The 18,396-nt window shown below is 34.5% G+C and carries 17 protein-coding genes; 6 read left to right on the top strand and 11 right to left on the bottom strand.

The genetic code is table 11. The annotated features are described in order from the left end of the window. Nucleotides 1-16 precede the first annotated feature (16 nt). The gene (locus tag IEV50_RS07965; protein WP_188412789.1) at nucleotides 17-1,060 is read left to right on the top strand and encodes a DNA topoisomerase IB; all 1,044 of its coding nucleotides are present in this window, start codon (nucleotides 17-19) and stop codon (nucleotides 1,058-1,060) included. A 55-nt stretch (nucleotides 1,061-1,115) separates the two neighbouring features. Here the strand turns inward: IEV50_RS07965 and IEV50_RS07960 are convergent, their stop codons facing one another. Then, nucleotides 1,116-1,322: a hypothetical protein gene (locus IEV50_RS07960; protein ID WP_188412787.1), complete on the bottom strand. Its 207-nt coding sequence runs from the start codon at nucleotides 1,320-1,322 to the stop codon at nucleotides 1,116-1,118. 91 nt (nucleotides 1,323-1,413) lie between these two features. Beyond that, nucleotides 1,414-2,685, bottom strand: a complete 1,272-nt coding sequence (locus IEV50_RS07955; protein ID WP_188412785.1) for an exo-beta-N-acetylmuramidase NamZ family protein — start codon at nucleotides 2,683-2,685, stop codon at nucleotides 1,414-1,416. 155 nt (nucleotides 2,686-2,840) lie between these two features. Here IEV50_RS07955 and IEV50_RS07950 point away from each other — a divergent pair, with 155 nt between their 5' ends. Continuing rightward, on the top strand, nucleotides 2,841-4,061 hold the full coding sequence (locus IEV50_RS07950; protein ID WP_188412783.1) for an ABC transporter permease: 1,221 nt from the start codon (nucleotides 2,841-2,843) through the stop codon (nucleotides 4,059-4,061). 3 nt (nucleotides 4,062-4,064) lie between these two features. Here IEV50_RS07950 and IEV50_RS07945 read toward each other — a convergent pair whose 3' ends face one another. Together IEV50_RS07945 and IEV50_RS07940 are read right to left on the bottom strand one after the other, a co-directional pair. Next, complete coding sequence (locus IEV50_RS07945) at nucleotides 4,065-4,472, bottom strand: hypothetical protein (RefSeq protein ID WP_188412781.1); 408 nt, start codon at nucleotides 4,470-4,472, stop codon at nucleotides 4,065-4,067. 52 nt (nucleotides 4,473-4,524) lie between these two features. Beyond that, nucleotides 4,525-5,325 carry a tRNA pseudouridine synthase A gene (locus IEV50_RS07940; RefSeq protein WP_188412779.1) on the bottom strand — a complete coding sequence of 267 codons (801 nt, stop codon included), beginning with the start codon at nucleotides 5,323-5,325 and terminating at the stop codon, nucleotides 4,525-4,527. A 308-nt stretch (nucleotides 5,326-5,633) separates the two neighbouring features. Here IEV50_RS07940 and IEV50_RS07935 point away from each other — a divergent pair, with 308 nt between their 5' ends. Both IEV50_RS07935 and IEV50_RS07930 read left to right on the top strand, forming a co-directional pair. Continuing rightward, entirely contained in the window at nucleotides 5,634-7,376 is a 1,743-nt protein-coding gene (locus tag IEV50_RS07935) for a diadenylate cyclase (protein WP_188412777.1), read from the top strand. A gap of 1 nt (nucleotide 7,377) precedes the next feature. Then, nucleotides 7,378-7,749: a YchJ family protein gene (locus IEV50_RS07930; protein ID WP_188412775.1), complete on the top strand. Its 372-nt coding sequence runs from the start codon at nucleotides 7,378-7,380 to the stop codon at nucleotides 7,747-7,749. On the opposite strand, the gene IEV50_RS07925 is transcribed toward IEV50_RS07930, so the two are convergent. From IEV50_RS07925 to mnmC2, 5 genes are all read right to left on the bottom strand, one after another. Continuing rightward, nucleotides 7,746-8,150 carry a hypothetical protein gene (locus IEV50_RS07925; RefSeq protein WP_188412773.1) on the bottom strand — a complete coding sequence of 135 codons (405 nt, stop codon included), beginning with the start codon at nucleotides 8,148-8,150 and terminating at the stop codon, nucleotides 7,746-7,748. The genes IEV50_RS07930 and IEV50_RS07925 overlap by 4 nt on opposite strands. Nucleotides 8,151-8,152: 2 nt before the next feature. Continuing rightward, complete coding sequence (gene mazG / locus IEV50_RS07920; protein WP_188412771.1) at nucleotides 8,153-8,959, bottom strand: nucleoside triphosphate pyrophosphohydrolase; 807 nt, start codon at nucleotides 8,957-8,959, stop codon at nucleotides 8,153-8,155. Nucleotides 8,960-9,078: 119 nt separating this feature from the next. Further along, nucleotides 9,079-10,188, bottom strand: a complete 1,110-nt coding sequence (locus IEV50_RS07915) for an AI-2E family transporter (RefSeq protein WP_188412769.1) — start codon at nucleotides 10,186-10,188, stop codon at nucleotides 9,079-9,081. 82 nt (nucleotides 10,189-10,270) lie between these two features. Then, a complete protein-coding gene (locus IEV50_RS07910) occupies nucleotides 10,271-11,218 on the bottom strand; it encodes an aldo/keto reductase (RefSeq protein ID WP_188412768.1) in 948 nt (315 codons plus the stop codon). A gap of 269 nt (nucleotides 11,219-11,487) precedes the next feature. After that, the gene (mnmC2, locus tag IEV50_RS07905) at nucleotides 11,488-12,153 is read right to left on the bottom strand and encodes a tRNA (5-methylaminomethyl-2-thiouridine)(34)-methyltransferase MnmC2 (protein ID WP_188412766.1); all 666 of its coding nucleotides are present in this window, start codon (nucleotides 12,151-12,153) and stop codon (nucleotides 11,488-11,490) included. Nucleotides 12,154-12,306: 153 nt separating this feature from the next. Between mnmC2 and IEV50_RS07900 the strand changes: the two genes are divergently transcribed. After that, on the top strand, nucleotides 12,307-12,642 hold the full coding sequence (locus IEV50_RS07900) for an MmcQ/YjbR family DNA-binding protein (protein ID WP_188412764.1): 336 nt from the start codon (nucleotides 12,307-12,309) through the stop codon (nucleotides 12,640-12,642). Nucleotides 12,643-12,833: 191 nt separating this feature from the next. Here the strand turns inward: IEV50_RS07900 and IEV50_RS07895 are convergent, their stop codons facing one another. Together IEV50_RS07895 and IEV50_RS07890 are read right to left on the bottom strand one after the other, a co-directional pair. Next, nucleotides 12,834-13,610: a DUF2625 family protein gene (locus IEV50_RS07895; protein WP_188412762.1), complete on the bottom strand. Its 777-nt coding sequence runs from the start codon at nucleotides 13,608-13,610 to the stop codon at nucleotides 12,834-12,836. A gap of 217 nt (nucleotides 13,611-13,827) precedes the next feature. Beyond that, nucleotides 13,828-15,864, bottom strand: coding sequence for a M13 family metallopeptidase (locus tag IEV50_RS07890; protein ID WP_188412760.1), 2,037 nt, complete (start codon nucleotides 15,862-15,864; stop codon nucleotides 13,828-13,830). A 557-nt stretch (nucleotides 15,865-16,421) separates the two neighbouring features. Here IEV50_RS07890 and IEV50_RS07885 point away from each other — a divergent pair. Beyond that, nucleotides 16,422-18,383, top strand: coding sequence for a heavy metal translocating P-type ATPase (locus tag IEV50_RS07885; protein WP_188412758.1), 1,962 nt, complete (start codon nucleotides 16,422-16,424; stop codon nucleotides 18,381-18,383). Nucleotides 18,384-18,396: the final 13 nt, after the last annotated feature.

Below are 18,396 nucleotides of genomic sequence, written 5' to 3'. Positions count from 1 at the left end.
ATCCTTAAAGGTTAAAATGGTACAAGGCGAAGAAGTTGTTAAAGCAAGCGGATTGGTTTATGTGACCGATGCTATGCCAGGATTTTACCGGAAAGGTAATCCAAATAAATTTTATTATGAGGATAAAAATGGCAACAAAATAACAGAACAAAAACATCTTGATAGAATAAAAGCATTGGTGATTCCACCTGCATGGCAAAATGTGTGGATTGCCAGTAAACCAAATGCATATTTGCAAGTGACCGGAATTGACGCCGCAGGTAGGAAGCAATATCGATATCATGCTAAATGGACTAGTCGACGCTCGGAAGATAAATATTTTAGACTTTATGAGTTTGGTAAAGCTTTGCCAGAAGCTAGGAAAATTATTGCTAAAGATTTAAAGCGTAAGGAATTTGATGAGCGAAAAGTACTCGCCATTTCTGTAGATGTGCTGCAAAAAACTTTAATCCGTATTGGTAATGAAAATTATAAGCAACTCTATGGTTCTTTCGGTTTAACTACATTACGAGATAAGCATGTCAAAATAAGTGGTAGTAAAATTAATATCGATTTCATTGGTAAAAAGGGAGTTAAGCAAAATGTTGAATTAAACGACAGAACTTTGGCCAAATTGGTTAAAAAATGCCGCGATATACCAGGGCAAGAGTTGTTTCAATTTTATTCAAATGGCAAAGAGCATAAAAGCATCGATTCTGGCAAAATAAATAATTATATAAAAGAATTAACAGGTAACGATTTTACTGCTAAGGATTTCAGAACTTGGGGTGGAACATTGGAGGCTTTACGTCAATTCTCTAAATGTGCGGCAGATGGCGTAAACTTAAATACAAAGAAAACTGTAGTAAATGTACTTGATTGTGTGGCTAAGAAATTAGGAAATACTAGAGCAGTTTGTAAGAGTTCTTATGTTTATCCTTTGCTAATAACGGCTTACGAAAATAATGAACTTGAAAAGTTCATGAAGAAAATGAATAATAAGAAGGCAGTAGAAAAATTAGGTTACGAACACGATGAAAAAGTAATGTTATCGTTTTTAAAAGCCACTGGTAGTAAGTAAAAGTGATATATTTACTTAGAACCAAATTGTTTGGCGCTAAGTAAATATTAAAATATTATTCTTTAGGTGCTTTTTTTATAGAATGAACTGGTTGTTCTTCGTTTTCTCTTTGCTCAGCCGGATTTTCAGTTTTAACAGGTTCTTTTGGTGAGCTATCATTGGGTTTTCTAACTGTTTTATTATCAACAGGTTCTCTTCCTTTAGGTACTTCCTCCCGGTAATTGCTACCTGGATTATCGTTGGTTTTTTTTGGTCCGCTCATAAGTAAATTGTTAATGATATTATTATTAATATCAACTAACAACACGAATATTTAAAGTATTGTTTGGATATAGTGATTCTTCGCCGATTTGTTATTTATACAACAGATATTTTTTTCGCATAGTTTTATAAGCAGATAAGCCGGGTTCCCAACTTGCTCTTATTTCATCCTCTGTTTTACCAGCAATAACCTGCTTTCTGAAATCGGCTACACCTATTAATCTTTCAACTGGCATGGTTTGATTACTTAAAGTAGAGTTAAAAAAATCTTCTTTTTTTGGCGAGGCTTTGTATAAATCTATAACCCAATTTAAGTTTATTCTTTTATTTTTTCTTAAAATACTGGTGTCATAATTTCTTAAATCAATACCATAGCAAACCTGATCTTTAAAAATTGGGGTTTCTGCCATACCTTTAATTCCGGTAGGCGTGTAAGAAAATTCGTAAATGCCTTTTAAGTATGGTGCGCCTATTATGGTAAAGGGAAATTGTGTGCCGCGACCATGATTAAGGTAAATTCCCTCGAAAAGGCAAGTGCTAGGGTAAAGTAGAATTGCTTGTTGTGTGTTTAAATTTGGAGATGGTTTAACTGGTAAGGTATATTCCATATCGTGATTGTAATTTTCATTTTTGATAACGGTAATTTTGCATTTAACTTTATCCTTTAGCCAACCTTCGCCATTTAGCATTTGAGCATACTCGCCAACTGTTAAGCCATGTGCAATAGGAATCGGTTGTATACCTATGCCCGATTTAAATTTTGGGTCTAAAATTGGTCCATCAATTAAGTAACCGTTAGGATTTGGCCGGTCGAAAATTATGAGTTCTTTATTGTTTGCAGCACAAGCCTCCATAACATGTTGTAAAGTATTTATATAGGTATAAAAACGAACACCAACATCCTGAATATCAAAAATCATGATATCGATTCCTGATAAATCTTCAGCTGTAGGTGTGCTATGTTTGCCGTATAAAGAAATAATTTTAATGCCTGTTTTTTCATCAACTTCATCATTTACACTAATTCCTGCACTTGCAGCACCTCTAAAACCATGCTCCGGGCCAAATATCCTTTCTATTTTCACCCCACGCTTTACCAAACTATCCACAGATGTCTGTTTTCCAATTATTGATGTGTTATTTACCACCATACCAACCCGCTTACCTTTTAGTAAAGGCAAATATTTTTCGGTTTGCTCAGCACCTGTTTTAATAGAAGTTGGTAATCTTAAATTATCTTTTATTAATGCTTTACGATTTGCTGGTGCTTTATCACCAATTTGTTTATCTAAAGGTTTTTGCTCTTGTCCGCATGCAGAAAGGATAATAAAGCTCATTAAAGCAAAGCTGATGCATATTTTCATTTTGGTAAATTTAATATTGATGTGAAATAAAACAATTTAGCACTTTTTTGATTGTTGTTAGTTGAGTATTGATTATTTTACGAATACTTAATTATTACCAAAAGTGGCATTTTTAAAAAGGATTTAAGCATTTTTGCGTCCACAAATTTATAAGATTGAATTTCGAATATTTCATAGCGGGGCGAATAGCCATAAAATCAGAACGGACTTTTTCAAAGCTCATTGTACGTATAGCAATTGCTGGCGTAATGTTAAGTCTGGCAGTAATGATACTTTCTATCGCCATTATTAAGGGCTTTAAAACAGAAATTCAGGATAAGGTGCGTGGCTTTCAAGGTGATGTACAAATTACCAGATACGATCTAAATAACTCATTTGAACATTCGCCATTTGTTTTAGATGCAAAAACGGAGCAGCAATTAAAGACTAATCCTGATATTAATTATTTTTATCCCTTTGCTACAAAGCCTGCTATCCTATCGGCAAATAACGAAATAGAAGGCATAAATTTTAAAGGAATAGATAAAACCTACAACTGGAGTTACATTAAACAACATATTATTAGTGGTACTATTATCGATTTTTCTGATAGTACGGCCGCCATGCAAGAGTTGCTAATCTCTAACTATACGGCTAAAAGGCTAAAACTTAAAACTGGTGATGATTTTATCATGTATTTTGTCCAAAATCAGCTCCGGCCACGAAAATTTAAAATTGTTGGTATTTATGATATTGGTGTAGAGGATATAGATAAAGGATTTGTGTTGGGGAATTTGGGCATAGTTAAGCGATTAAATAATTGGAATGCTAATCAAATTGGAGGTGTTGAAATCAAGATTAAAGATTTTAGCAAACTAAAACCTGTGGCCGATAATATTTTCGAAAATTTGCCTCAAAACTTAAGGTCGTATTCTATTAAAGAAACCATACCTAATATTTTTACCTGGTTAGGCTTGCTTGATGTGAATACAAGAGTTTTGCTAATTTTGATGCTAATTGTTGGTGTTATAAATATGGTAACAGCACTGCTGATTATGATTTTAGAGCGGACAAATATGATTGGTATGCTAAAATCATTTGGAGCAAGTAATTGGAGCATTATGAAAATATTCCTTTACAATGCAGCTTATTTAATTGGAATAGGACTTTTACTAGGGAACATCCTTGGGCTAGGATTAGGGTTTTTTCAACAATCAACTCATATTTTTAAATTGAATCAAGCTTCATATTTTTTAGCTTATGCACCAATTGAATTTCACTTTATTGATGTTTTAGGATTAAACCTTATTACAATTGTAGTTTGCTTAACCGTTTTGATTGTGCCTTCGTTTTTAATAAGTAAAGTTTCACCGCTAAAGGCAATTCGATTTAAATAATAATTAATCTCTACTGATTTCGAATTGAATAAGTTCTGGTGTGATTGGTGTCGTTGCATTTGGCAGCGGACTAACATTAATAAGTTTAATCTCGTATTTTACGTTTGATAAATTGATAATAATATCATCGATTGCACCAATTTCCTTACAATCTCCAACGCAGAATTTTAAATTGTGTATCTCAAAATCTTCCTGAATTTTTAAGTAAACACTTACACTGCCAGGTGAGACACAGTTGGCATCTTCCGGACATCTGTTATCAATAATACTCATTACCGTAAAAGTTGCATTTGCAACTTTGTTTGGGGTGTTAATTTTAAACTCTTTTACTTCTTTTATGGTTTCGTGCCTCTTTTTGCATGCAAATGTCATTGCAATAAGGCAAATGATAACCATGGGATAATACTTCATAACAAATTATAGGATTTGATGTGATAACGAGTTTTGGGATAGAAACGCTACATTAAACAGAGAACCAATCTGCTCCTTGTTTAGCACTTAAAAATTCTGTTCGGGGTTTAAGATCTAGATATGGGTAAGTTACTTTTGACAAATATAATCCGGTTGGGTGTGCTGGAAGCAATAGTTTGGGCGTTTGTAAATTAATCAGATAGCTCTCAAATTCATCTTTACTCAATTCTCCCTTACCAACCAATAAAATTTTACCCATTAAAATTCGTATCATTTTACCTAAAAAGCGATTGCTTGCAATATAAAACCGAATCCTATCGCCATTTTTATCGATAAGCAAGTCGGCTTCCATAACGTTGCAGATGGTGTGCTCGTATTTATCTGGATGTGTGCAAAACGCTTTGTAATCTTTGTACTTTGGTAGCAGATTTACCACTTCTTTCATTTTATGTACATCCAGATTTTGCTCGTGGTAGTATGAACTTTGGCTATTTAAAAAGGGGTCTTTATAGGTGTGTATAAAATAATCGTATTTCCTTTGTACGGCATCAAATCGGGCGTGAGGTAATCCGTCCATTTTAATAATATCAAAAATTGCAATTGTTGGTGGTAGTGCTTTATTTAGAATATACAGCAAGTCAAAATCAATTTCTGTCAGAATATCAGCATGAAAAAAGAATTGACTTGCATGAACGTGTGCGTCGGTTCTCCCACATCCGAATATTGTAATTGGAGTTTTTAAAATTTTAGAAAGTGTTTGTTCAATAACTTCCTGCACGCTTTTTACATTAGGTTGCCGTTGCCAACCACTAAAATACTGACCTTGATATGCAATGTGAAAAAAGTACCTCATTATTTCGGTGCAATTTTACGTAAAAAATTGCTTAACAGCATTATTTAAACTTCGTAATAATGTTACCGATACTTAACTTTCTTTAACAAATGCGAATGGTAAATTCAAATATCTTTGAGACTATAAAAACTGTTTTAATCGCTTATTTATCAGTCTGAGTTTATTGATAAATAATTCCGTAAAAGATGCTTTGAAAATGCTCAGCATAAAATATGAGGTGTTAAAGCTAAATTTAAACACTATTAATAAAATCTTAAAAAGTATCAAGCATGTAGAAATCTGTACCTAATTTAAATTCGGAAACAACTATGATGGGTTGCAATAATTTAATTTGGGATGAACAGTTACACTGTCAGATATCGCTACAGCTTGCCGCGGAAGAACTATTTGATTCTTTAGACGATCGATTATATCCTAAAGTTTTTATGATTGGTGTTCGTGTAGATAATGACACGAATAAGCATTTTATTAATTTAGAGTGCAAAGATTGCGATTATTGTGTGGCTAATTTCCTAAGCCTGCAATCTATCTTAAAAATTATTCATCCTGTAAAGAAAGATTCTGAAAAAGAAATTTCTTCATACCTGACCAATAATTATTTGGTAGAAATACAGCGGATTTTAAGAAAACACCCTAAAAGTAAAATTGTAGAAAGTTTTATTTCCAACCCAGCTTACATTAATGGTTATTTGGTTTTTGTAGTTACAGAACTGAATAGAAGTGTGATGAATACTTACTATACTTTAACGAAAGATTATTCAACGGCTACCAAAGCGCAAAAAATAAGTCGCTCATTTATAGAAAGTATTATTAAAACCTATCTAAATGCCAGTACAAATGCGTTGAAAGCAAAGTCGTTATCTGAATTTAAGATTTTATCCAAAAGCAGAGATGAACTGGTAAGTTCTGCTGCGCATGATTTTATGGTAACGGTTTCGGCTGCGGGACAAAATGGACAAAATCTGCACGTATTATATGATGCCTGCAATACCATCTCATCATTAAAGTATGAAGGAGAAGAAGGATTAGGGAAAATGATTATCGCGAGTAAAAACCATAAAAATATAACTTTAACGCTTGCCCTTGAAGAACCCATTCACATTAAGGATTTTAGAAAAGTGAGGAAGTTTTTAGAATTAGCAGATCATAAAAACCTGTTGATTTCTGACTCGGTATTTATATATGGCTTGGGTAAAATTGTGGGAAAATACAACCATACTGAAGAATCGTTATTTGTAATTCACTTTACCAAACATTTCCATTGGGAAGTTCTGCATCATGATAAAATTATGCTTTCTGTTGCTTTTAGGATGCCGAGCTTATATAGTGAACAAATTAATAAAGAGAAATTTTACTCTACCTTAAACAGGGTTTTTAAAGATATAGTACGCGAGCAACTGAATAAGTTATGGGAAATTACCATTGAAGCAACAAAGCAAAAACATGGAACAATTCTGGTTATTTCTAATGCCGCGAAAGAAGAGGCGGAAAGACTAAGCGAGCAATCTTTCAAAGTTAAACCTGTTGTGTTAAACAGAGGTTTAATGCAGCAGGTAACTTCGATTGATGGTGCTGTATTGCTGGATACCAATTGTTTATGTTATGGGATTGGTGTAATTTTAGATGGAATAGCCAGTTCTTATGGTGATTCATCCAGAGGGGCAAGATTTAACTCAGCCGTTAGATATTATGAGTTTATGGAAAAAAAGACGGGAATTGTTCTGGTGGTTATTTCTGAAGATGGGATGATCAATCTTATTCCGGAATTAAAACCTCAGGTATTGCATTCAAACATCCTCAAAAAGATAGCCGAACTGCAATTATTGGTTGATACAGATGACAGCGACAGACGAAGATTTAACATCATTATGGAGTTTTTTAGTCAGAATAACTTCTATTTCAGCGAAAAAGAATGTACTTTAATTAATGGATTAAAAGCAACTTTAGAGCATAAGTACAGATTTATTGATGGTGTTAAAATGATTTATGATAATTTTGAACCCAATAAGAAAATGAATAGTTCTTATTACTTAAAAGAAGTTAATCAATAATATGAATTGTACTTGCGGAAGTGGCTTGTCATATGGAAATTGCTGTCAGCCTTATCATCAGAGACTAAGAAATGCACCAACATCGGAAGCCTTAATGCGTTCGAGGTATTCTGCTTTTGTAATAGCTGATGGTGATTATTTATTTGAAACAACACATTCAAGCAAAAGAAAAGGCAATTCTAAAGATGCTTATTTAAAAAGTGCCAAAAATACAAAATGGGTTAAACTGGAAATTGTTTCTTCGGATTATGATATTGTAGAGTTTAAAGCTTATTACCTCAATAAAAAGTTTCAAACCGAAGTACTGCACGAAAAATCTAATTTCAGGTTGGAAGATGGAAAATGGTATTATGTTGATGGGATTTTTTATTAAATATCCAACTCTAAAATAAGTTCTATTTGGCCAGTATCCGTTTTATAAACATCTAAAGATATTAAATCTAAAGTATTTACGTCGAAATGTTTCGCTTTAGAAAGCGCTAAATATTTTTCTCTAATCTCAATTAAAAGTTGTTTTCTGGTAAAACCAGCATCCGAATTTAAAACAAAAGAAACTGGCTCTTCTAACGGATATTCTATTGAAATGGTAATTTCACTTTCCGTAATAATAATTTTATCAGCATCAATTAAATTCAAAATTTCTTCGTTTCCACGTCCAATATTCACCCAGGGAATAATACCCTCATCACCAATAGTTCTTGTTGCCCTAACATTAAAAGTAATAATGTTGATTAAGTTTTTAGGGATTTGATTATCGCTATTTTCTAAATACATTTTTACAATTTCTTCGCCTCGTTCCAATAAATATCCATTTCAGCAAGTGTCATATCTGCCAAAGCTTTTCCATTTTCTTTTGCCTTGTTCTCCAAATATTGAAAACGTTTTATGAATTTCCTATTAGTCTTCTCCAAAGCATTTTCTGGATTAATGTTGATGAATCTAGCGTAATTGATTAACGAGAAAAGTACATCGCCAAATTCAGACTCAGCTTTTTCTATGTCTATCGCTGTATTATCTGCTACATTAAATTCAGCTTTAAATTCCTGAAGTTCTTCCTCAACTTTTTCCCAAACCTGGTTTTTATCTTCCCAATCGAATCCTACGCCACGAGCTTTTTCCTGAATTCTTGAGGCTTTAACCAAAGCTGGTAAAGAAGTTGGAACACCAGCCAAAACAGATTTATTTCCTTCTTTTAATTTAATCTGTTCCCAATTGCGTTTCACATCTTCTTCATTTTCTACTTCAATATCACTGTAAATATGTGGATGGCGGTTAACCAGTTTATCGCAAACGCCATTCAAAACATCAGTAATATCAAAAGCGTTCGTTTCTGATGCAATTCTTGAATAAAAAACCAGGTGCATCATAACATCGCCCAATTCTTTTTTAATTTCGTCCAAATCGCCTTCCAAAATTGCATCACTTAATTCGTAAGTTTCCTCAATGGTTAAATGGCGCAAAGTTTCCATGGTTTGCTTTTTATCCCACGGACATTGTGTACGAAGTGTATCAAGAACGGTTAAAAGTCTGTTAAAGGCATCAGCAGGATTAGTTGCAATGACAGGAATCGGATTATTCGGCATGATTTATAATTTATCGAACCGCTAAATTACCAAACATCATCGATTAAGAAAAATCGAAAAGATAAATAGTAGGTTGACAGATATAGTTAAAATATGAGTCGATTTGTTTTCAGATATGCTTAATCTTTTTCTTCTAATTTAATCTTCTTTGTGATGCGGTAAACACGTTTCTTTTTATCAGGTTTATGTTCTTCGCCCATTAAAATTCCCCAAGGTTTTAAGTTGTCAACTCTATCGAATATAATTTTTAGCATAGCTAAATAGGGAATACATAAAAACATGCCCGAAATACCCCAAATCATTTCACCAACCACAATACCTATGAAAGCAAATAATGCATTAATTTTTACTTTTGAACCTACAACCAACGGCATTAAAATATTACCGTCAAGTGCATGTACGCCAATAAATGCAATTAAAACCAGTAAAACTTTTCCAGCGCCAGCAGTCGCAAAAGTGATTAAACAACTTACAACCAGGGCGAAAAATATGCCCAAATAAGGAACAACATTAAAAATACCAGCAACCAGGCCTAATAACACTGCATATTTAACACCTAATAAACTTAAAATTGCAATCATTAAAATGGTTACAATGAGCATCTGTAGAAATAAGCCAATAATATATTTCTTAATAATGTATTGAATTTGAGATACAATCTCGGTAACCTTTTCTTTATGCTCTTCTTTAAAAACAGCGGTTAAAAAAGTAAATAAAACCCTGCGATAATTTAATATAAAGAAAGTAAATAACAAGGTAAAAGCTAAAAATAATAATGTAGAAGAAAGAGTAGCCAAAGTTGTAGCAACAATTGTTGCACTGGTTGCCAATGCTTTTTCGGTACTATCGTTTAAATAAGCAAGTTGTTTTTCTGTATTTACGTGAAATGTTGTCGAAATCCAGTGTTGCAAATCATGAAAGGAAACATTAGCTTTTTCTTTTAACAAAGGCCAATCAGCCCATAAGTCACTTAGTTGATTACCAAAAAAATATATAATCCCGCTGATTAAGGCAATCATTAATATTACAGAAACAATAGTTGATAAACTTCTTTTGAACTTAAATCTTTGCTCTAAAAAATTACCCACTGGTAATAATAGAATGGCCATTAAGAAAGAAAAGAGTAGTGGTGCCAAAAGCGTTTGGCCTAAAATGGCGATATAGGTTAAACTTATTAAGCAAAATAAAACAAGCGCCAGTTTTGGCAGAAAAGATAGTTTGTCTTTCATAGATATTTTTAAATCCTGTTAAATACAAAATGCCCGATTAATTGTTTCGTTAATCGAGCATTTAAATATAAGTGATTATTTCTTAATAGATACTGGCTTTATCTAAAATTGAAATATCTTCTGGCATCAGTTTCAAATCAGCGGCTTCGGTGAAAGATTTTAACTGATTTAAATCGGTAACACTTGCAATAGGTGCAGTAATGGAAGGATGGTAGATAAGCCATGCCAAAGCCACTGATGCTGGCTCAACATGGTGTTTATCTGCAACTTTGTCTAAAGCATCAAGAATCTGATAGCCCCTGTCATTTAAGAATTTTTTTACACCACCACCACGCTGGCTTTTCTTTAAATCATCTTCACTGCGGTACTTTCCTGTTAAAAAACCGCTGGCTAAAGAATAATAGGTAATTACGCCTAAATCTTGCTCCAGGCAAATTTTTTCATGGTCTCTTTCAAATTCTGCTCTATCGAATAAATTGTAGCCAGGTTGATAAACCTGATATTTTGGCAAATCATTTGTGGCAGAGGCAAGTAACGATTGTTTTAATCTATCTGCCGAAAAGTTTGACGCACCAATCCAACGAATTTTGCCTGCTCTGATTAAGGTTTCGTATGCTGATAAAGTTTCTTCAACGGTTGTCGTCACGTCATCAAAATGTGAAAAATATAAATCGATATAATCGGTTTGTAATCGAGATAGTGAATGTTCAACTTGGTTGATGATGTAATCTTTTTTTAATGACTTTCCCTGCCCCATATCAGCACCTACCTTGGTTGAGATAATTACATCATGGCGTTTACCATGTTTTTTTAGCCAATTACCAATAATGGTTTCCGATTCGCCACCCTTATTTCCTGATTTCCAACGTGAATAAACATCGGCGGTATCAATAAAATTAAAGCCGCTGTCCACAAAATTATCTAATATCTGAAGAGATTTCTGTTCATCTATAGTCCAGCCGAAAACGTTTCCTCCAAAAACAATCGGCGCAATATTTAAATCTGTTTTTCCTAAAATTCTTTTTTCCATGATATGCAATGTTAACATTATGGTAACAAAGAAGTAAAGCTGTAGTTTTTAAATGGGGTCGGAATTGTGTCAGAAATGAAATCCTTTCTATATAAAAATTTGAAAAGCAATCTGGCATTCCATTTTAATTTATTCCCGTGTTACGCTGTACTTTTATCTATCTTTCGACAAGCTCTAAATAACATTAAAAGGTGCCACTCCACCCAGGTCTATAAAATTCCGTTGTTGCTACTATTTAAGTTTTCCTACGCAAATGTCTGTTACACATTTTATATACCCTTAACAGCTCTCAACATTTCTCTTTTTCCAGGAGCACCGGGTAATTTTTCAATTCTTAAATCATTTGCTTTAATTGCACGTTTAAGTTTTCCTGTAATGGCGTAAGTAACAAAAGTTCCGCCTGGTTTTAAAAAACTACATGTATGAGCAATAATCTCATCACTCCACATTTCTGGTTGGTGTTGCACGGAGAAAGCATCGTAATAAATTAGGTCAAATCTTTTTTTAGTATAGAATTCCGATAAAGTTGTATGCCGTATTTCCAATTCACAAAATGTAGATAAAGTTTGCTGAGATTTTAAACTTTCATCGTAACTCGAAATAAAATCAGCCCAAATTTGAGGAGATACGTATTCAGCATAACCCGTTTGATTAATTACATTCTTAGTAAGTGGAAAAGCCTCGATGCTGGTGTAATCCAGGTGGATGTCGTTTTGAGAACAGTAGTCGAAGCTTAAAATAAAATTCAAGCCAGTTCCAAAACCGACTTCCAAAATAGAAATTTCTGATTTTCCTTCAGATGAGAATTTCAACCCAGCCTCTATAAACACATGTTTACTTTCTTGTAAAGCACCATGTTTGCTGTGATAATGCTCACCAATGGTTTCGTTATAAAGCGTGTTAGAACCATCTGCAGTTGGAGTAATTATATTCATGACTAGGATTAAAGGATTATAAGATTTCCAAGATAAGACTGCAAATATAGTATCAAGTAGCGAGTATCAGGTATCAAGACCTGCATATTGCCTTAGTATTTTTCGTCTTGGTCCTTTCGCTTTAAGCTTTTATCTTTAGTCTTTTAGCTTATTATGGATATCGAATCATTTAGAGAGTATTGTTTAAGCCTGCCCGGTACAACAGAAGGCATGAAGTGGGAACACCTTTGTTTTATGGTTGAAGAAAAAATTTATGTTATCATAGCCATTGATGAGGGAAGCAGGTTTTCCATAAAATGTAATCGTGATGATTTTGATGCATTGACCGCAAGAGATGGAATTGCACAAGCTTATCATTTTGCAAAACGCCAATGGATTCAGGTTGAAAACTTAGATGTATTAAATGATGAGGAATTGAAAAGCCGGATTGCTATTTCCAGAGCTATGGTTATAGCAAAATTACCTAAGAAAATACAGGAAAGTATGTAGAAAATAATTTAGAGCCTGTTTGAATTTATGTTGTGAAAATGTTTATCGCTTATTTTTTGAGCGAAACAAGGCAAATGTTACAGAGATAGCCAGCCCATCTCGAAATATTTAACGATGTTGCAGCCGAAAAGAAGCATAAACAAATTATTAGATAAATTTTAAACAGGCTCTTATAGTCTGCAACTATTTTTTTATTGCTTTACCTCATCTTTTTTAATACCCTTATCACCATTTAACTCTTTCGATTTCATGATGTTGAAACGGTACATCTCTTCAATGCCAACAAGTTTTCTGGTACACTTATCAATATTGGTTCCCTCTTCCCACAAATAAGGGCGAAAGCTGTAAGTTTTTGTACCATCTAAATTTCCAATAAACTGATTCCAGCTGTCCCAACGTAAGCCTTTATAAAATTTAGAAAGGTCGCTATCAAAGCAGAAAACAAGAAATTCACCGTAACCTGCACCAAGAGGTTGCCAGGTTAAACTGTTTGGCTCAAGATAGTATACGTTTTTAATATCTTTACCAAGGCCTCCATAGTTTATGGCAAAAAATCCACCAATGGCATCATCGGCAATTAATAAATAAGGGATTTTATCGCCATATTCTTTAATGGTTTTGCCTTTGTTCCATTCAGCAACGTTTCTGTTCAATCGTTCACTACCAGAACCTAAAATTCTAATCCACCCGTTATCAACCATAATGCCACCAGTATTGTAAATTACCGAACCCAATGTAGCGTATGTGGAAACCTGAGCATTATGTAAAGTCTCTTTGGCCCTTGCAGAATCAACTGGTAAAACCTCAACTTTATTTTTTGCAGAGTCAATCCATTTTTTAACAAGCGGCCATGCCGGGTCGGTTTTATTAATCAATGCTTCAAGACTGATTAAGTTATCTTGTGCAAAAATTACCGAAGAAAATGAGGTTAGGCAGAGAATAATGAGTATTTTATATATACTTTTCATAATATAGACGCTAATGTTTTTTCAAAGATAGAATGATAAATAAGAATAGTTTAAAGGAGTTAGATTAATTTTAAACGGAGGATTTGGCCAAAAACAAAACGCTTCTGATTTCTCAGGAGCGCTTGCATTATAGGTTTGATATTCCTCTCTGGGATGAAAATCTTTATGGTTTCAATAAAAAAATCTTAAGTACCAAATTAAGTCTTTTAGGTTAAAACTACCACATTCTAATTCTATCTTCTGGTTTTTTATATAATTTATCGCCAGGCTTTACATCGAAAGCGGTATACCATACATCCATATTTACCGGGGCACCAATTGTGCGGTACGGACCAGGAGAATGTGGGTCGGTTTTAATTAACTGCGCAGCACTTTCCGGTAAAATATTGCCTCTCCAAACTTGTGCCCAAGCTAAGAAGAAACGTTGGTCTGGCGTAAAGCCATCAATTTTTTCATTGCTTTGACCTTGTTTAGTCATTTTGAAGGCGGTATAAGCAGCGTTTAGACCACCCAAATCGCCAATGTTTTCGCCCATAGTTAATTTTCCAATTACATGTACGGTATCTAAAACAGTATAAGCATCAAATTGCTCGCCCAAAGCTTTTGTTTTAGCATCAAACTTAGCTTTGTCTTCAGCAGTCCACCAGTTTTTTAAATTACCCACTGCATCATATTGACTTCCGCTATCATCGAAGCCATGGCTCATTTCGTGACCAATAACGGCACCAATACCACCATAATTCAAAGCATCATCAGCATTTGGGTCGAAGAAAGGAAATTGTAAAATTCCGGCAGGGAAAGTAATCTCATTCATGGTTGGGCTATAAGACGCATTAACCGTTGGCGGAGTCATACCAAAACGGTTACGGTCAACTGGTTTTCCTAATCTATTAACGTTTTCATTGTAACCCCATTTACTTGCATTACGCAAGTTTTGAAAATAAGTATTTCTGTTAATATCTAAGCCTGTGTAAGTTTCCCATTTGGTAGTATAACCAACTTTTGGTTTAAAAGCAGCTAGTTTTTCTAAAGCTTTTTGCTTAGTTGCCTCGCTCATCCACTCTAAACCTTTAATTCTGATTTCGAAAGCTTTGCGTAAGTTTACAATCATGGCATCCATGCGGGCTTTAGCCTCAGGCTTAAAATATTTAGCAACATAAAGCTGACCTAATAACTCGCCAATTGTGCCATCTGTTAAAGATGACATGCGTTGCCAACGAGGTGTTTGCACTTTTTGCCCGGTTTGCGCTTGGGTAAATGCAAAACTTGCTTTTACGAATGGAGAGCTTAAACTTCCAGCCGAACCTTTTAAAACATTCCATTCCAAATAAGTTTTCCAATCTGCTACAGAAACCGATTTTAGCATGCCATCTACACTAGCCAAAAATTTTGGAGATGCAACTAAAACAGTATCCTGTCCTTTAATCTGAAATTTTGGTAAAAAAGTAGACCAGTTAATGTCTGGTGTTTTTTTGTTCAGATCTGCAACGGTAAGTTTGTTGTAAGTTGCATAAGGGTCACGCATTTCTAAACGGCTCATTTGGGCCTCGGCAAATTGCTTTTCTATTTTAAAAACGGTTTCTGCTTTTTGTTTTGCAATTTCAGGGGTATTTCCTACTAGGCTGAAAAGCGTTGTCAGGTAAGTGTTATAAGCCTCGCGGATTTTAACACTTCTCGTATCATCTTTTAAATAGTAATCACGGTCTGGCAAAGTTGTGCCACCCTGACCAATGTTAACCATGTATTTATTAACGTTTTTACGGTCTTGCCCAACACCAACACTAAACATAGCGCCACCTAAGCCATTCACACGCATGTATGCAACTTGGTCTAAAACGCCTTGAATATCTTTTATTTGTTTAATTTTTTCTAAATCGGCTTTAATTGGTGTGTAGCCTAATTTTTCGATAGTAACAGTGTCCATCGCGGCAGCAAAGAAATCGCCAACCCTACGTTTGACCGAACCTACAGGTGCAGATTTATCAGCGGCAGCATCTTCTACTAATGTTTTAACAGCATTAATGTTGAAATCGCGAAGTTCGTTAAAAGAACCCCAGCGTGTTTCTTTAGCAGGTACTGGATTGTTTTTTATCCAGTTTCCGCTTGCGTAGGTATAAAAATCATCGCCAGGTTTAACAGATAAATCCATGTTGGCAGGGTCGATAAACTTTTTGATGGTTTGTGCATTTGCAGAAAAGCAAGCCGCAACTATTCCAAGTGCCGCAAAATATCTTTTCAAATTTTGGTATTTCATTCGCTTAATAAGTTAGTATAATAAAGCGAAATTTAGCAAATACAAACTAAAACGAATACAATATAATAGAAATATTACCTATTAAACCAATAGTAAATTTTAGCTAAACCCAAACGCCTAATAAAATCGGTAGGAGAGAAATGGAATTTTAGAGATTTCATGATTTTTTAATCTTTATACACTATTAACATTTTTTAACATAATTTATTGTGTAGATGTAATAAATTTCATTATTTAGAATGATTTGGGATAAAGCATCTTTTTTGAAGAAATGCATGTTTCTCTTTACAAGATTTGAAAAAGAACGTTCAGTAATTCATAGGAATTTGCAGTCCTGCTCACGCTACAACAAAAGCAAAAGAAGCTTTTGGTTTTCACGGCAATTGGGTTTAACTAACTTAGTTTGGTGCTACTATATGCGCCACCTAAACCCGACAAAGCGAAAAACCCGCAAGCCAATTTTTTTTTGGCTGAGGATTTGTAGAGATGGCGGGAACAAAGGCACCTAAATGCTACTGTTTTTGCTTTTCAAAAAAAAATGGTTTTAAAAAATTGCAATGAGTCATACCCATAATAACGAAGATAGCTGTTGCAGCAAGCCACATTCCGAACATAAACATGTACACGTGGAGGGCGAAGAGCATGACCATGGCGGCGACCCATCATCATTTAAAACCTATTTGCCTGCTGTAGTTACGCTTGCTATGTTGCTGATTGGTATTGCTTTAGATAATTTTTTCAAGGTTGAGGCCTTTAAAATCATCAGGCCGTATTGGTACATTTTAGCATATTTGCCGGTTGGCGTTCCGGTTTTAAGAGAGGTTTGGGAAACTTTTAAAGCTAAAGATTTCTTTACCGAATTTTCGTTAATGTCTATCGCTACGATTGGTGCTTTCGCAATCGGCGAATATCCTGAAGGCGTAACGGTGATGCTATTTTACACCATCGGCGAGCTTTTTCAAATGGCTGCGGTAAATCGGGCCAAAAGAAATATTTCTGCTTTGCTTGATGTTAGGGCAGATATTGCCAACGTTTTAAGAAATGGAAAATACGAAACTGTAAAACCCGAAATCGTAGAAATTGGTGAAACCATTCAAATAAAAGCAGGAGAGAAAATTCCCTTGGATGGAGAAATGCTTTCCGAAAAAAGCAGTTTTAATACGGCCGCTTTAACAGGCGAAAGCAAGCCTAAAACCATTAGCAAAGGAGAAAATGTTTTAGCTGGAATGCTTAACATTGATAAGGTAATTGAAGTAAAAGTAACCAAAGCTTATGCTGATAGTGCTTTGGCCCGTATTTTAGAAATGGTGCAGAATGCTACAACACGTAAGGCCAAAACTGAATTATTTATTAGAAAGTTCGCGAAGATTTACACACCAATTGTGTTTTTTTTAGCTTTGGCTTTAGTTACTATTCCTATTTTAATTTTAGGCAACGATTATCATTTTCAAACCTGGTTGTATCGGTCTTTGGTTTTTCTGGTCATTTCCTGCCCTTGTGCTTTGGTTATTTCCATCCCACTAGGTTATTTTGGCGGAATTGGTGCCGCATCAGCAAATGGAATTCTATTTAAAGGCTCTAACTTTTTAGATTTAATTACAAAACTTAATATGGTTGTAATGGACAAAACGGGAACGCTGACTAAAGGTGTTTTCAATGTTCAGAAATTGGAAAGTAATATCGATGAAAAAGATTTCCTGAATTTCTTAACTTCTATTGAGGCAAAATCGACACATCCAATCGCAAAAGCCATTGTAGAATATGTTGGCTACAAAGACATTCATCCTGCAGAAAATATTGAAGAAATTGCTGGAATGGGTTTGAAAGGAACTGTAAATAGCAAAGAAATTCTTGCAGGAAATGTAAAGCTTTTAGAGAAATTTAAAATTGATTTCGATTTAAAAATTAAGGAAATAGAAGAAAGCATTGTAGTTGTTGCAGTAGATGGAAAATATGCCGGTTACGTGTTAATCGCCGATGAAATTAAAGAAGATGCAGCGGAGGCGATTAAACAACTTCATGCCAATGGTGTTAAACAAGTGGTAATGTTGAGTGGTGATAAAATTTCCATTGTTAAAAAAGTTGCCGGCGTTTTAGGTATCGATTCTTATTTCGGCGATTTACTGCCGGAGGATAAAGTTGCCAAACTCGAAGAAATTAAAAAGGACAAAACCAAGGTTGTGGCTTTTGTTGGTGATGGCATAAATGATACGCCTGTTTTAGCCATTAGTGATATTGGTATGGCGATGGGCGCAATGGGCAGTGACGCCGCCATTGAAACTGCAGATGTAGTTATTCAAACTGACCAACCCTCGAAAATTGTAACGGCAATTAAAATTGGTAAGGCAACAAAAAATGTGGTGATTCAGAATATGGTATTAGCCTTTACAGTGAAAGCATTGGTTTTAATTTTGGGTGCAGGTGGTTTGGCTACCATGTGGGAGGCTGTTTTTGCCGATGTTGGTGTGGCATTGTTGGCCATTTTAAATGCAGTTAGAATTCAGAAAATGAGGTTTTAGAATACTAAATTTT

The sequence above is a fragment of the Pedobacter mendelii genome, from assembly GCF_014635725.1.
GTDB lineage: Bacteria > Bacteroidota > Bacteroidia > Sphingobacteriales > Sphingobacteriaceae > Pedobacter > Pedobacter mendelii.
This window is presented reverse-complemented; position numbering and strand designations above follow the sequence as displayed.